The 13,781-nt window shown below is 69.7% G+C and carries 13 protein-coding genes; 12 read left to right on the top strand and 1 reads right to left on the bottom strand.

Annotation, left to right across the window (positions count from 1 at the left end; translation table 11 throughout):
• Positions 1 to 8: 8 nt before the first annotated feature.
• Positions 9 to 1,331 (bottom strand): activator-dependent family glycosyltransferase, encoded by a 1,323-nt coding sequence (locus AOZ06_RS23340; protein WP_054291355.1) that lies wholly within the window; start codon positions 1,329 to 1,331, stop codon positions 9 to 11.
• Between the two features lie 185 nt (positions 1,332 to 1,516).
• On the opposite strand from AOZ06_RS23340, the gene AOZ06_RS56540 reads away from it, so the two are divergent.
• From AOZ06_RS56540 to AOZ06_RS23285, 12 genes are all read left to right on the top strand, one after another.
• The gene (locus tag AOZ06_RS56540) at positions 1,517 to 1,681 is read left to right on the top strand and encodes a hypothetical protein (protein ID WP_157233182.1); all 165 of its coding nucleotides are present in this window, start codon (positions 1,517 to 1,519) and stop codon (positions 1,679 to 1,681) included.
• On the top strand, positions 1,678 to 2,709 hold the full coding sequence (locus tag AOZ06_RS23335) for a hypothetical protein (RefSeq protein WP_054291354.1): 1,032 nt from the start codon (positions 1,678 to 1,680) through the stop codon (positions 2,707 to 2,709). Before AOZ06_RS56540 ends, AOZ06_RS23335 begins: the two co-directional genes overlap by 4 nt.
• 228 nt (positions 2,710 to 2,937) lie before the next feature.
• Entirely contained in the window at positions 2,938 to 3,927 is a 990-nt protein-coding gene (locus AOZ06_RS23330; RefSeq protein WP_054291353.1) for an aldo/keto reductase, read from the top strand.
• A 20-nt stretch (positions 3,928 to 3,947) separates the two neighbouring features.
• Positions 3,948 to 4,328, top strand: coding sequence for a hypothetical protein (locus AOZ06_RS23325; protein ID WP_157233181.1), 381 nt, complete (start codon positions 3,948 to 3,950; stop codon positions 4,326 to 4,328).
• 33 nt (positions 4,329 to 4,361) lie between these two features.
• Positions 4,362 to 5,384 carry an NAD-dependent epimerase/dehydratase family protein gene (locus AOZ06_RS23320; protein ID WP_054291351.1) on the top strand — a complete coding sequence of 341 codons (1,023 nt, stop codon included), beginning with the start codon at positions 4,362 to 4,364 and terminating at the stop codon, positions 5,382 to 5,384.
• A complete protein-coding gene (locus AOZ06_RS23315; protein ID WP_054291350.1) occupies positions 5,384 to 6,397 on the top strand; it encodes a nucleotide disphospho-sugar-binding domain-containing protein in 1,014 nt (337 codons plus the stop codon). Before AOZ06_RS23320 ends, AOZ06_RS23315 begins: the two co-directional genes overlap by 1 nt.
• 10 nt (positions 6,398 to 6,407) lie before the next feature.
• Positions 6,408 to 7,661 carry an activator-dependent family glycosyltransferase gene (locus tag AOZ06_RS23310; RefSeq protein ID WP_054291349.1) on the top strand — a complete coding sequence of 418 codons (1,254 nt, stop codon included), beginning with the start codon at positions 6,408 to 6,410 and terminating at the stop codon, positions 7,659 to 7,661.
• A 10-nt stretch (positions 7,662 to 7,671) separates the two neighbouring features.
• Positions 7,672 to 8,916: an activator-dependent family glycosyltransferase gene (locus tag AOZ06_RS23305; RefSeq protein WP_054291348.1), complete on the top strand. Its 1,245-nt coding sequence runs from the start codon at positions 7,672 to 7,674 to the stop codon at positions 8,914 to 8,916.
• Between the two features lie 11 nt (positions 8,917 to 8,927).
• Positions 8,928 to 9,890, top strand: a complete 963-nt coding sequence (locus tag AOZ06_RS23300) for a nucleotide disphospho-sugar-binding domain-containing protein (RefSeq protein WP_083471871.1) — start codon at positions 8,928 to 8,930, stop codon at positions 9,888 to 9,890.
• Positions 9,891 to 9,923: 33 nt separating this feature from the next.
• Positions 9,924 to 11,231: an activator-dependent family glycosyltransferase gene (locus tag AOZ06_RS23295; RefSeq protein WP_054291346.1), complete on the top strand. Its 1,308-nt coding sequence runs from the start codon at positions 9,924 to 9,926 to the stop codon at positions 11,229 to 11,231.
• Positions 11,232 to 11,233: 2 nt separating this feature from the next.
• Positions 11,234 to 12,481 (top strand): activator-dependent family glycosyltransferase, encoded by a 1,248-nt coding sequence (locus tag AOZ06_RS23290; RefSeq protein ID WP_054291345.1) that lies wholly within the window; start codon positions 11,234 to 11,236, stop codon positions 12,479 to 12,481.
• A gap of 14 nt (positions 12,482 to 12,495) precedes the next feature.
• Positions 12,496 to 13,764 (top strand): activator-dependent family glycosyltransferase, encoded by a 1,269-nt coding sequence (locus AOZ06_RS23285; protein ID WP_054291344.1) that lies wholly within the window; start codon positions 12,496 to 12,498, stop codon positions 13,762 to 13,764.
• Positions 13,765 to 13,781 lie beyond the last annotated feature (17 nt).

The following is a 13,781-nucleotide window of genomic DNA, read 5'->3' as shown; positions in this document are numbered from 1 at the left end:
GATCCGTTTCAGTGAAGTGCGGCGACTTTTCGGACAGGTGGGCTGGCGTGACGGCGGTAGCCGCCGGTGAGTTCGGTCAGGTACGGCACCAGGTCGGCCGGTGACGGCATGGCGGTCATCTCGGCGGTCAGCGGCTGGACCGCTTGCCGGAAGGACGGTTCGGTCAGCAACCGGATCACTCCGGCACGGACCTGCTCGCCGGTTGCCTCCGCCATGTGCACCGAGAGCCCCGCGCCCTGCCGCTCCACCCGCCGGGCGAGCAGCGGCTCGTCGAACCGTTCCGGCAGGGACATCGGCGGCACGCCGTAGAACAAGTTGGTGCACAACGTGTTGAAGCCCGCGTGGTGGACGGCCGCCGAGCAGCTGGGCAGCAACGCGTGCAGCGGCACGGACGGGACGACCCTGGTGTTACCCGGGATCTGCCGGAGCTTGTGCTGCTCGCGTTCGGCGACCGTGGCCACGACCTCGATGTCCAGGTCCGCCAGCGAGTCCAGCACATCCTGGACGCTGACGCCGTAGCCGCCGAAGCTCTCCGCGGCGGACACACCGAGCGTCAACGCGACCCTCGGCCGTTCCGGCTGCCCCCACAACCACTTGGGCACAGTGGCCACGCCGTTGTACGGCACGTACCCCATGCGCACGTAGTGCAGGTGGTCGGCGGTCATCCGCAGCGGACCGGGCAGCTGGTCGATCGTGAAGTCCCCGGTGGCCAGTGTTTCGCTGAAGTCGTGGCCGTACGGCTCGATCAGCCCGGCGAGCCACTCCCCCAGCGCGTCCGCGCGCTCTGCCCGCAGGTCGAGCAACCGGGCCCGGGTGACGGCGAAGATGTCGGCGCCCCAGAGCAGCCGGGCGTGCGCGGCACCGGACACCTCGGCCGCGATCGCCGCCGCGTAGCTGTTGGGTTCCCAGATGACCAGGTCCGGCCGCCAGTGCCGGGCGAAGTCGACCAGGTCGGCGACCATCGTGTTGTTGACGATCCGGTACCAGGACTGCACCAGGTTGTCGTAGGCGGGCGCGAGGTCCTCCAGCGTCAGCTGGTCCGGCGCCTGCTCGGCCTGATCGAACGGCAGCACCGCGGCTTCCCTGACCGACTTGTACACCGCGGGGTTGGACTCCGCGTACCGCTTGGTCAGGAACCGGTTGGCGGTACGCCACAACGTGTGGTCCTGGCCGACGGACACCGCCGTCAGGCCCGCGCTGGTGATGACGTCGGCCAGCTCGGGCTGGCTGGCCACCCGGACCTCGTGGCCGGCGTTGCGCAGTGCCCACGCCAGCGGCACCATCGCCTGGAAATGCGTTTTCACCGCATACGTGGCGAACAGAACCCGCATCGAATTCCTCTCCGCATCGGACGGCCTGGCACGACGGCCGGGGCACAACAAGGGGGATTTGGCACCGCGGGCAGCTCACCGAGGGTAGTCAGCCCGGCACGCCACGGCGTAAGATGATGTTCACCGCTCTCCGCAATCTATTCGCGGATCGAGCATTTGACAACCTTGTGAAATGAGGCATCGGCATGTCCTGTGACCTGCTACCGGACGGCGGGTGCGAGGAACGAAGGCGGACATTCTTCGCGACCTACCTCGAGCCCATGGTGGACGAGGCGAAAGCGATCGGCATACCCATGACGGACGTGTTCGAACGCATTATCCAGCACCTGTCGAACGAGGATACGCAATGAACCTCGCCCACCGGGGCATCAATTACCGGATCGAGTCCGACTACTGGTACACCGACGACACCGACACCGTACGGCAAGACCTTATAGCCATTCGCGACCGGCTGTATTGCAACGCGGTGAACATGTACGGCCGGGACGTGCGGCAGCTGACCGCCGCCGCACGCGTCGCGCTGGAGCTCGGCCTCGAGGTCTGGCTGCAACCCCGGCTGCCCGACGCACCGCCCGCCGACGTGCTCGCCCACCTGCGCGAAACCGCGCACGCCGCCGAACAGCTGCGGCAGGAGCACCCGGCGGTCGTGCTCAACGTCGGCTGCGAGTACTCGCTCTACACCGGCGGGATCATTCCCGGCGGCACGGCGGCGGAGAAGGGATTTCCGCTGGAGTCGCCGCGCTGGTGGGCGCTGCTCCCGCTCTTCAACAGGCGGCTGAACGTGTTTCTCGGCCAGGCCGCCGCGGTGGCGCGAGCGGGTTTCCACGGCCGGATCACGTACGCGTCGGGTTTCTGGGAGAAAGTCGACTGGACCGCGTTCGACATCGTCGGCGTGAACTACTACCGGCACCGGCACAACCACGCCGGATACCGGGCCGGGCTGCGCCGCCAGCACCGGCACGGCAAACCGGTCGTCATTCTGGAATTCGGCTGCGGGAGCTACGTGGGCGCCGACGACGACGGACCGGCGACCCACGGAATCGTCGACTGGCACACCGACCCGCCACGGGTGCGCCCCGGATTCACGCGGGACGAGCACACGCAGGCCCGGTATCTGTCCGAACTGCTCGGGATCTACCGCGACGAAGACGTCACGGGCGCGTTCGTGTTCGAGTTCGCCGACCGCACCCGGCTGCATTCCCGCCGGGCGGCGCGGGACCTCGACATGGCCGGGTACGCGATCACGAAGGTGACCGAGCGAAGCGGCCAGCAGTGGGCGCCGAAGGCGGCGTTCCACGAAATCGCGCGGATCTACGGCGCCCAGCGTGACAGCGAGCCGTCCCGCCAGCGGGACGGCCGGGCACCCGCCGGGAAGTGACCCCTTGCGGGCTCGTGTGGTGTCTCGGTTCGCCGTGATATCAACGAGCCCGCAATAGCACCGGCGTGGCACGGCGTTCTCCAACCGGATTGCCCGTGGAATTGTTGCGGGCGCCCGCTCCGCTGCGACATCATTCGGGACAGCACCGGCTCTCGTGGTCGGGTTCGCACCGCTGAGCCGCATTTAAGAGGTGCACTTCCATCCCCTTTGATAGATGTGCAGGTACCCATGCGGAAATCCCTGATGGCCGAACGGCTCAAGCTGGGCCGGGTCGGCCTCGGCTGTATGACCATGTCCGGTGGATACGCGCCGGAGAACCGCGACGACGCCGAGTCGATCCGCGTCATCCACCACGCCGTCGAACTGGGCATCTCGCTTTTCGACACCGCGGACGTCTACGGCCCGTTCAGCAACGAGCGACTGCTCGGCCAGGCGTTGAAAGGACGCCGTGACTCGGCTGTCATCGCCACCAAGTGCGGGCTGGTCGCGGGCCCGGAGGGCGTGCTCAGCCGCGACGGGCGGCCGGAGCACATCCGGGCCGCGTGCGAGAGTTCGTTGCGCAGGCTGCAAACCGACGTCATCGACCTCTACCAGCTGCACCGGGTCGACCCCGCCGTCCCGCTCGCGGAGACCTGGGGCGCCATGGCCGAGCTCGTCACCGAGGGAAAAGTGCGGGCGCTGGGCATCTCACACGCCACAGTGGACGAACTGAGCGCCGTGCACGCGATCTTCCCGATGGCCGCCGTGCAGTACGAACTGTCCATCTGGGCCGCGGACAACCGGGCCGACATCCTGCCGTGGTGCCAGGTCAACGACGTGGACTACGTGGCGTTCTCGCCGCTGGGCCGCGGCTACCTGTCCGGCAACGTCGCCGGTGGCAGCCTCGGCGCGGCCGACTCCCGGTCGCGTGACCCGCGGTTCACCGCGGATGCCATGGCGGCCAACGAGATCATCGTGAAGGGCGTGCGGTCGGTCGCCGACCGGCTCGGCGCGTCACCGGCTCAGGTCGCGATCGCCTGGACGCTCGCGCAGGACGAGCGGGTGGTCGCGCTGCCCGGCACGCGCACGCAACGCTGGCTGCGGGAGGACTTCGCCGCGCTCAACCTCCGGCTCAGCCGCGAGGACCTGCGCGAACTGGACGCCCTGCCCGCCACGACCGGCCGGATGAACTGGGACCGCTGGCGCATGACCGGCGATTCCCCTGCCGGTGGCCGTTAATCGGCGGGCGTTTTCGCCATATGATTCGTCTCGCCGGCGGGACCGGAGGTCCCCGGCGGATTCGCGGCGATGATTCCTGCTCGCCAGTCAACACCCGTGACGATGCGAAAATCATGACCGGAAAGGCGCATGCCCCGATGACCGAAACGCTCGACAAACGCGTCGTGACCGAGACCGTCGCGGCCACAGCCCGGATGATCTGCGCCGAGCAGCCCGATGTGCCGGAGCCGAATTCGGTCGCCGACCTCGACTCGTTCTCGATGGTCCAGATCATTCTCGAACTGGAGAACATCTACCACGTGCGGTTGCTCGAATCGCTGGAGGAGTTCGACGGCGCCGAATTCAGCGAACTGGCCGACATCATCGTGGAAAGTGCCGCCCGCAACCAGAACATGGGATGAACCCGGCCCCACGATCCACACCTAGGAGAATGCGTGAGCAGCAAATCGTCCCGGCGGTCGGTCGTCGTGCTCGGCGCCTCTGGCCTGCTCGGCACCGCCGTCACCAGGGAACTGGCCGGCCTGCCCGTCGACCTGCGCGTGGTCGGGCGCAGGCTGACCAGCGTGCCCGAGCGGCCGGTCGCCGACGTCGAGGTCCGGACCGCCGACCTGACCGAGCCGCACGAACTCGCCCGCGCGATCGCCGGGGCGGACGCGATCGTCCACCTCGTCGCGCACATCGCGGGCCCGGCCACGTGGCGGGTGAGCGCGGGCGACGCGGTGGCCGAACGCGTGAACCTCGGCCTCGTGCACGACCTGATCTCGGTCCTGCGCGCCCAGCGCCCGGCGACACCCCCGGTCGTGCTGTTCGCCGGTTCCATGTCGCAGGTCGGGCACCCGACCGGCGGCCGGATCGACGGCACCGAGCCGGACAACCCGCTGACCACGTACGACCGCCAGAAGCAGGCCGCGGAGAACGCGCTGAAGGCCGCGACCGCCGACGGTGTCCTGCGGGGCGCCACTCTCCGCCTGGCCACGTTGTTCAGCCAGGGCACGGATTCCATCTCGCTGGACCGGGGTGTGGTCAGCGCGATGGCCCGTCGCGCGTGGGCCGGTGAGCCGCTGACGATGTGGCACGACGGCACGGTGAAGCGTGATCTGCTCTGCGTCGACGACGCGGCGGCCGCGTTCGCGAGCGCGCTCGACCACGCGGACGCGTTGGCGGGCAGGCACTGGCTGGTCGGCACCGGCCTCGCCACCTCGATCGCGGACCTGTTCGGCAGCATCGCCGAGGCGATGTCCACCGCGACCGGCAAACCGGCCGTGCCGGTGATCTCCACCGAGCCGGCCGGGCAGTCGATGCAGACCGACCAGCTCGACTTCGTGCTCGACCCGGGCCCGTTCGGCCGGGCGACCGGCTGGCAGGCGCGGATTGCCTTGGCGGAGGCCCTGAAGCGCACCGCCGTGGCCATCGCGGACCACGCGGAACGCACGCACGCGGCCACCACCTCCGCGTGATGCGCGTCCTGTTCACGAGCTGCCCGGACGAGAACGCCTTTCCGCACATGGTTGCGCTGGCCCGCGCCCTGGCCGCCGCCGGGCACGAGGTGCGGGTGGCGTGCCGTCCGGGGTTCGCCGCCGAGGTCACCCGTGCGGGGCTGACCGCCGTGCCGATCGGTCGCGATCACGACGTGTGGCGGGCATTCGGTGTGGCGCCCGGCGAACGCGCGGCGCTGCGGTCCGCGATGATCGAGCCGTACGACGTGGCCGGCCAGGACGAGCGGTACATCACGTGGGAGTACCTGCTTTCCGGGTACGACTACCACGTCACCTGGTGGCACAAGATGGACAACCTGCCACTGATCTCGCAGCTCGTGGCGTACGCCCAGCAGTGGCGTCCCGATCTGGTCATCTGGGAACCCACGGGCTTCGCGGGTTCCGTCGCCGCGAAGGCGGTCGGGGCCGCACACGCCCGCCTGGTGCCCGGTGTGGACATCCACGGCGTCACCCGCGGCCACTTCCTGCGGCTGAAACAGGACTACCAGGATCCGCTGGCCGACTGGCTGTCGGGCTACGCCGGCAAGTACGGCACGGACTTCAGCGAGGACATGGTCACCGGCCAGGTCACGATCAACCAGCTGCCCGGTTCGCTGCGGCTCGCCACGGACCTGCCCGACGTGCCGATGCGGTACACGCCCGTGGATCAACCGTCCCCGCCGGGGGACGTGGTCGTGCACGACGGCGATCTCACCGCGTTCCTCGAAGCAGTGCGCCTCGGGTTGCCGCAGCTGGTCGTGCCGGTGTACTTCGACCAGCCGCCGCTGGGCGACCGGATCGTGGAGTGCGGTGCCGGACTCCAGCTCCACCCGCACACGACGAGTGCGGCGGACGTCGAGCGGTGCGAGGCCCGGCTGCGCACTGAACCGTCCTTTCGCGACAGTGCGGTGGCACTCCGCGACGAGATGCTGACCATGCCCGCTCCCGCCGAGGTCGTCGTACGCCTCGACGAGCTCGCGGCCACCCACCGCTAAGGAGGACCACGTGCGCGTGCTGTTCGTCACCTACCCGGAGAAGACGATCTTCCAGTACCTGGTGCCGCTGGCCTGGGCGCTGCGCACCGCAGGGCACGACGTCCGCGTCGCCAGCCAGCCCCGCTTCACCGGCGTGATCACCCAGGCCGGGCTCACCGCCGTCCCCGTCGGCGGTGACCGGGAGATCTGGCGCGTGGCCGAGCGGAAACCAGCGGAGGTCGAGGCGTCACGGGCGGGGCTGCCCGAGCCGTACGACGTGGCCGACGCGCCGGAGAAGGCGAACTGGGACTACCTGCGGGCCGGCTACCGGACGCAGGTCACCTGGTGGCACCGGATGAAGAACTTCCCGATGATCGCCGAACTGGTCTCGTTCGCCCGGCACTGGCGGCCGGACCTGGTCCTGTGGGAACCCACCAGCTACGCCGGGTCGATCGCCGCCAAAGCCGTCGGCGCCACCCACGCGCGCCTGATGTACTGCCTGGACATCTACGGCGTCACCCGGGACCACTACCTGCGGCTGAAACAACAGCGGCAGGACAAGGAGGATCCGCTCGCCGAGTGGCTGTCCGGCTACGCCGGCAAGTACGGCACCGGCTTCAGCGAGGACATGATCACCGGCCACTTCACCGTCGACCAGTTGCCGGAGTCGCTGCGGATCACCGCGGACCTGGACTACGTCCCGATGCGTTACGTCCCGTACGGCGGCCCGGCCACCGTTCCCGCCTGGCTGCGGACGCCACCGGCCAGACCCAGGGTGGCGTTCACCCTCGGGCTGACCGCGACCGAGCGGTTCGGCGGCTACACCGTGGACGTCCAGGACGTCCTCGACTCCTTGGCCGACCTGGACATCGAACTCGTGGCCACCCTGACCGGCGAGGCGAAAGGCAAGCTCAGCCGGATCCCGCCGAACACCCGGGTCATCCCGTACGTGCCGCTGCACGACCTCGCGGCCACGTGCAGTGCCGTGATCCACCACGCCGGCGCGGCGACGTTGGCCACCACGAGCCTGCACGGCGTGCCGCAGCTGTCCATCCCGTTCCACTTCGACCAGCCCGCGCTGGCGCGCAAGCTCACCGAGCAGGGCGCCGGGCTGGACATCCACTCGGCCGTGGCCACCGGTGCGGACGTCCGGCGGGACCTGCTCCGGCTGCTCGGCGAGCCCGGGTTCCGGGCCGGGGCGCGGCGGCTGCGGGACGAGGTGCTCGCGATGCCCACGCCGAACGAGATCGTCCCGCGGCTGGAAAGCCTCGTGGCACAACGGTGAGGAGACACCTGTGCGCGTGCTGTTCGTGACCTGCCCGGACAAGAGCATCTTCCAGTACCTGGTGCCACTGGCCTGGGCGCTGCGCACCGCAGGGCACGACGTCCGCGTCGCCAGCCAGCCCCGCTTCACCGGCGTGATCACCCAGGCCGGGCTCACCGCCGTCCCCGTCGGCCGGGACAGTGACATCTACCGTGCGCTGGAATCCGCGCCTGGAGAACAGGTCTCCGCCCGCGCCGGGCTCCCCCGGCCGTATGACGCGGCGGTCGACCCGGCGCTGGCCACGCCGGAACACCTGCGGGCCGGATACAGCCACCACGTCACCTGGTGGCACAAGATGGACAACCTGCCGATGATCTCCCAGCTGGTCGCGTACGCCCGGCACTGGCGGCCGGACCTGATCGTCTGGGAGCCGCGGATGTTCGCCGGATCCGTTGCCGCGAAAGCCATCGGCGCCGCTCACGGCCGAATGCTGTGGAGTATGGACGTTTTCGGCGTCACACGGCAGAAGTTGCTTGGCACGCCCGGCGCTGATCCACTGGCCGACTGGCTGGACGGGCACGCCCGCGCGTACGGCACGGACTTCAGCGAGGACATGGTCACCGGCCAGTTCACCATCGACCAATTGCCTGTTCCGCTTCGCATCGCGGCCGATCTGCAGTACGTTCCGATGCGTCACACACCGTACGGCGGACCGGCGACCGTCCCGTCCTGGCTGCGGACGCCGCCGCGCAAGCCGCGTGTCGCGCTCACGCTCGGCCTGACCGCGACGGAGAAGTTCGCCGGATACACCGTCGACATAGGACAGATCGTGGCCGCGCTCGGTGACCTCGACATCGAGCTCGTCGCCACCCTGACCGACAAGACCCGAACCGCACTGCCCCGGATTCCCGACAACACCAGGATCGTTCCGTTCGTACCGTTGCAGGACCTGGCCGCCACCTGCACAGCGGTCATCCACCACGCAGGCGCGGCCACGATGGCGACCACCAGCCTGCACGGCGTACCGCAACTGTCCATCCCGTTCCACTTCGACCAGCCCGCCCTCGCCACCCGGCTCGCCGAACACGGTGCCGGTCTCGCGCTCGACTCGGCACGAGCCACCGGCCCCGCCGTCCGGGAAGCCGTGCTCACACTGCTGAACGAGCCGCACTTGCGCGCCAACGCCCGCAAGATCCGCGACGAGATGCTCGCTATGCCTTCCCCCAACGAGATCGTCCCGCGACTCGAGGAGCTCACCGCCGCACACCGAGTTTAGGAGCAACCCACGTGCGCGTCTTATTCGTCACCCCGCCAAAGAAGAAGGCCTTCCACGCGATGGCTCCGCTGGCCGGTGCCCTCCGCACAGCCGGCCATGAGGTGCGGATCGCCGCCCATCCGGCGTTCACCCGCACCATCTCGTCGGCCGGCCTGACCGCGCTGCCGCTCGGCGAGCGCGACCCGAAGACCAAACCGGACAGTCCTGACGCGACCGAGACGATCCGGTTCGCCGAGTGCTGGCGGCCGGATCTGGTCGTCGGCGAACCGTCGGCCGCGGCGGGCCCGGCAGCGGCCAAGGCCACCGGTGCCGCGCACGCACAGGTGCTCTGGCAGGCAACGCACGACGACGCCGACGGCCACTTCGTGATCGAGCAACTGCCGCCTTCGTTGCGCACCAAGGACCACGTGCACTCGGTGGATGTCCGGCACACGCCGTACCGCGGGCCGGTGACGATCCACACCTGGCTGTGGTCGCCGCCGCGACGGCCGCGGGTCGCTCTCGTGCCCGGCAGCGGTGTCCTCGCCGGGCTGACCGAGTCCCTCGCGGACCTCGACATCGAGATCGTCGCGACGGACACCGACACCGGTCAGCACATCGTGTTCCCCGACAACGTCCGGCTGGGCACCGCGGCACCGATCGACGCGATCGTGTCCGGCTGTGCGGCGGTCATCCACGACGGCAGCGCCGACACCGTCGCCACCACAAGTCTGCACGGTGTGCCGCACCTGGCGTTGCCGTCCCGGCCGGACCAGTCCGCCCTGGCGGAGAAGATCGCCGAATCCGGCGCCGGTCTGCACATCAGCGCCGGCCAGCGCAGCGGCGAAGAGGTTCGCGCGGCCCTGCTGCGGCTGCTGGGTGAACCGGCGTTCCGGGCCGGGGCGGGCCGGTTGCGCGACGAGGTGCTCGCCATGCCGTCGGCCAACGAGGTCGTGCCGCACCTGGTCGAACTGGCCGACAAGTACCGGGCGTGAATCGCCGCGGGCAGTAAGAAGAGGAGGAACCCCATGCGTGTCCTGTTCGCCACATCCGCGGACAAGAGCATCTTCCAGTCGCTCACGCCGCTGGCGTGGGCCTTGCGCACGGCGGGCCACGAGGTCCGCGTCGCGAGTCTCGGCAAGTTCGCCAAGACGATCAACCAGGCCGGGCTGACCGCCGTGCCGGTCGGCCGGGACGACCCCGAGGACGCCGACGCGGACGAGCTGCTGGCGGCGGCCGAGGCGGAGGCCGACGACGACGAGGACGATGACGACGACGAGGACGTGCTGCCGTTGCCCTACGACGTGGCCGCCCGGCCGGAGCCGGACATCAGCTGGACGGATCTCAAGGCCCGCTACGACTTCTACGTGACCTGGTGGCACAAGACCGACAGCGTCCCGATGATCAACCGGATGGTGGCGTACGCCAAGTGGTGGCGGCCGGACCTGGTGATCTGGGACCCGATCGCGTTCGCGGGCCCGATCGCGGCGAAAGCCGTCGGTGCGGCGCACGCCCGGCTGCTGTGGGGCCAGGACATCTTCGGCGTGACCCGTGAGCACTACCTGCGCCTCAAGGAGCAGCAGCCCCGCCGGGCCCGCGGTGACATGCTCGCGGACTGGCTCGGCGCGGCGGCCAAGCGCACCGGCGGCGGCCGGTTCACCGAGGACATGGTCACCGGCCAGTTCACGATCGACCAGTTGCCGGAGTCGTTGCGGTTGCCCGCGAACCTGGACTACGTGCCGATGCGGTACGTGCCGTACGGCGGGCCGTCCACTGTGGAGTCCTGGCTGTGGGAGACGCCGAAACGGCCGCGGGTCGCGATCACGCTCGGCATCACGGCGGCCGAACGGTTCGGCGGCTACGCCGTCGGCGTGCAGGGCATCTTCGACTCGCTGGCGGACCTGGACATCGAGGTCGTCGCCACGATCAACGCCAACGAGCAGAAGAAGGTCAGCCGGGTGCCCGCGAACGTCAGGATGGTCGGCTACGCGCCGCTGCAAGCGCTTGCTCCGACCTGCGCGGCGGTCATCCACCACGCCGGATTCGGCACGCTGGCGACCACCTCGCTGCACGGCGTGCCGCAGCTCGCACTGCCGACGGATTTCGACGAGCCCCCGCTGGCGCGCAAACTCACCGAGCAGGGCACGGCACTGACCATCCACTCGTCCGACTCGGCCGGCCCGCGGGTGCGGGAGTTGCTGCTGCGCGTGCTGAACGAGCCGTCCTTCCGCGAGTCCGCCCAGCGGCTGCGTGCCGAGATGCTCGCGATGCCGTCGGCCAACGAGCTCGTGCCGCACCTGGAAGAACTCACCGCCAAACACCGCGTGACGGACTGAGGATGCGCGTTCTGTTCACCACCTGCCCCGACCGGAGCATCTTCCAGTCGATGGTGCCGCTGGCCTGGGCGCTGCGCACGGCCGGGCACGAGGTGCGCGTGGCCAGCCAGCCACAGCTGGCCGCCACGATCGCCCAGTCCGGCCTGACCGCCGTGCCGGTCGGCCGCGACCACCGGCACCGGCGGCTGGCGGGCATGGAACCGGAGCCCGGCGCGGCCGCGCGGACCGGCCTGTTCAAGCCGTACGACGTGGTGGACCACCCGGAGCGGATCAGCTGGGAGTACCTGAAGTCCGGCTACGACTACCACGTCACCTGGTGGCACAAGATCGACAGCCAGCCGATGATCCCCGACCTGGTCGCGTTCGCCCGGCACTGGCGACCGGACCTGGTCATCTGGGAACCGTCGGGCTACGCGGGGCCGATCGCCGCCAGGGCGGTCGGCGCCAGGCACACGCGTCTGCTGTGGAGCATGGACGTCTTCGGCGTCACCCGCGCGCACTACGTGCGGCTCAAGGAGCACCAGCCACCGGATGAGCGCGGCGACGCGTTCGCCGAGTGGCTGGACGCGCATGCCCGCGAGTACGGCTCGTCGTTCGACGAGGACATGGTCACCGGGCAGGCGACCATCGACCAGCTGCCGGATTCGTTGCGTGTCGCGGCAGACCTGGACTACGTGCCGCTGCGGTACGTGCCCTACGGCGGCCAGGCGACGGTCCCCCGCTGGTTGTGGCCGGGTGCCGAACGGCCGCGGATCGCGATCACGTTCGGCACCACGGCCACCGAGGCGTTCGACGGCTACGTCGTCGGTGTGCAGGACATCCTCGATTCGCTGGCGGACCTGGACGTCGACGTCGTGGCCACCGTCGCCGAGAGCGAGCAGCGCAAGCTCAGCCACGTTCCGCCGAACGCGACCGTGGTCGCGTACGTCCCGTTGCAGGCGCTTGTCCCATCGTGCGCCGCGGTGGTGCACCACGCCGGGATCGGCACGCTGGCCACGACGTCGTTGCAGGGCGTACCGCAGCTGGCGCTGCCGCTGCACTTCGACGAACCCGCTCTGGCACGCAAACTCGCCGAGCAGGGCGCGGGGCTGACGATGGACCCCGGCGCGGCCAAGGGTGACACCGTCCGGCAAGCGGTGCTGCGCCTGCTGCGTGAGCCCAGCTTCCGCGACAGCGCACGACAGCTGCGCGACGAGATGCTCGCGATGCCCGATCCCAGCCAGGTGGCCGCGCGGCTGGCCGAGTACTGACAAGGAGAACACCCATGCGAGTCCTGTTCGTCACCGAACCGGCCAAGACGCTCTTCCATTTCATGGTCCCGCTGGCCTCGGCGCTGCGCACAGCCGGGCACGAGGTCGCCGTGGCCGGCCAGCCCGACTTCGCCGAGACGATCACCCAGGCCGGGCTGACCGCCGTCCCGGTCGGCAGCCGCAACTACGGCCGCGCCGCCGATTTCGACGACAGCGCCGACGAGGAAGAGGACGAGCCCGGCTTCCCGCGCCCGTACGACGTGGTCGACTTCCCCGAACGGATCACCTGGGAGTACATGAAGTCCGGCTACGACAACCACGTCGAGTGGTGGTACAAGGCCGTCAACGTGCCGATGGTCCACCAGCTGGTGGTGTTCGCGCGGCAGTGGAAGCCGGACCTGGTGATCTGGGAGACCGCCGCGTTCGCCGGGTCGATCGCGGCGAAGGTCGTCGGCGCTGCGCACGCGCGTCTGCTGTGGAGCGTCGACATCTTCAGCGTCACCCGTGCGCACTACCTCACCCTCAAGGAGCAGCAGCCGCCGGAGGACCGCGGTGACGCGCTGGCCGAGTGGATCACCAGCAACGTCAACCGGTACGGCGTCGAGTTCTCCGAGGACCTGATCACCGGCCAGTTCACCATCGACCAGTTGCCCGACCCGCTGCGCGTGATCGGTGACGTGCACAACGTGCCGCTGCGCTACATCCCGTACAACGGCACGGCCACGGTGGAGAACTGGCTGTGGACTCCCCCGGCCAAGCCTCGGGTCGGGCTGACGCTCGGCAGCAGCATCATCGCCGAACGCCCGGACGGCTACATCGTCGACGTCCAGGAGATCCTGACCTCGCTGGCGGATCTGGACATCGAGGTGGTCGCCACGATCGACCGCGCCGAGCAGGAGAAGCTGCGCGAAGTGCCGGACAACGCGCGGCTCGTGCACTTCGCACCGGTCGACGCGCTCGCCCCGACCTGCACGGCCGTGATCCACCACGCGGGCATCGGCACGATGGCCACGACGGCGCTGCACGGCGTGCCCCAGCTGTCGCTGCCGTGGGATTCCGATCAGCCCGCGCTGGCGAGGAAACTCACCGGGTACGGCGCGGGCCTGCACATCGACGCGACCGAGTCCACCGGCGCGGGCGTGCGGGCGTGCCTGCTCAGGCTGCTCGACGAGCCGTCGTTCGGCGAGCGCGCCCGTGACCTGCGGGACGAGATGCTCGCGATGCCCACACCCAACGAGCTCGTGCCGCACCTGGAAGAGCTCACCGACAAGTACCGGCAGTGACTGTCCCGCCGGCGGGA

Source organism: Kibdelosporangium phytohabitans, assembly GCF_001302585.1.
GTDB lineage: Bacteria > Actinomycetota > Actinomycetes > Mycobacteriales > Pseudonocardiaceae > Kibdelosporangium > Kibdelosporangium phytohabitans.
This window is presented reverse-complemented; position numbering and strand designations above follow the sequence as displayed.

Bases quoted from the DNA above. Each gene is read 5' to 3' on its own strand.
- AOZ06_RS56540 (WP_157233182.1), top strand. From the start codon at position 1,517: ATGTCCTGTGACCTGCTACCGGACGGCGGGTGCGAGGAACGAAGGCGG.
- AOZ06_RS23325 (WP_157233181.1), top strand. From the start codon at position 3,948: ATGATTCGTCTCGCCGGCGGGACCGGAGGTCCCCGGCGGATTCGCGGC.
- AOZ06_RS23315 (WP_054291350.1), top strand. From the start codon at position 5,384: ATGCGCGTCCTGTTCACGAGCTGCCCGGACGAGAACGCCTTTCCGCAC.
- AOZ06_RS23330 (WP_054291353.1), top strand. From the start codon at position 2,938: ATGCGGAAATCCCTGATGGCCGAACGGCTCAAGCTGGGCCGGGTCGGC.
- AOZ06_RS23340 (WP_054291355.1), bottom strand. From the start codon at position 1,331: ATGCGGGTTCTGTTCGCCACGTATGCGGTGAAAACGCATTTCCAGGCG.
- AOZ06_RS23295 (WP_054291346.1), top strand. From the start codon at position 9,924: ATGCGTGTCCTGTTCGCCACATCCGCGGACAAGAGCATCTTCCAGTCG.
- AOZ06_RS23335 (WP_054291354.1), top strand. From the start codon at position 1,678: ATGAACCTCGCCCACCGGGGCATCAATTACCGGATCGAGTCCGACTAC.
- AOZ06_RS23285 (WP_054291344.1), top strand. From the start codon at position 12,496: ATGCGAGTCCTGTTCGTCACCGAACCGGCCAAGACGCTCTTCCATTTC.
- AOZ06_RS23290 (WP_054291345.1), top strand. From the start codon at position 11,234: ATGCGCGTTCTGTTCACCACCTGCCCCGACCGGAGCATCTTCCAGTCG.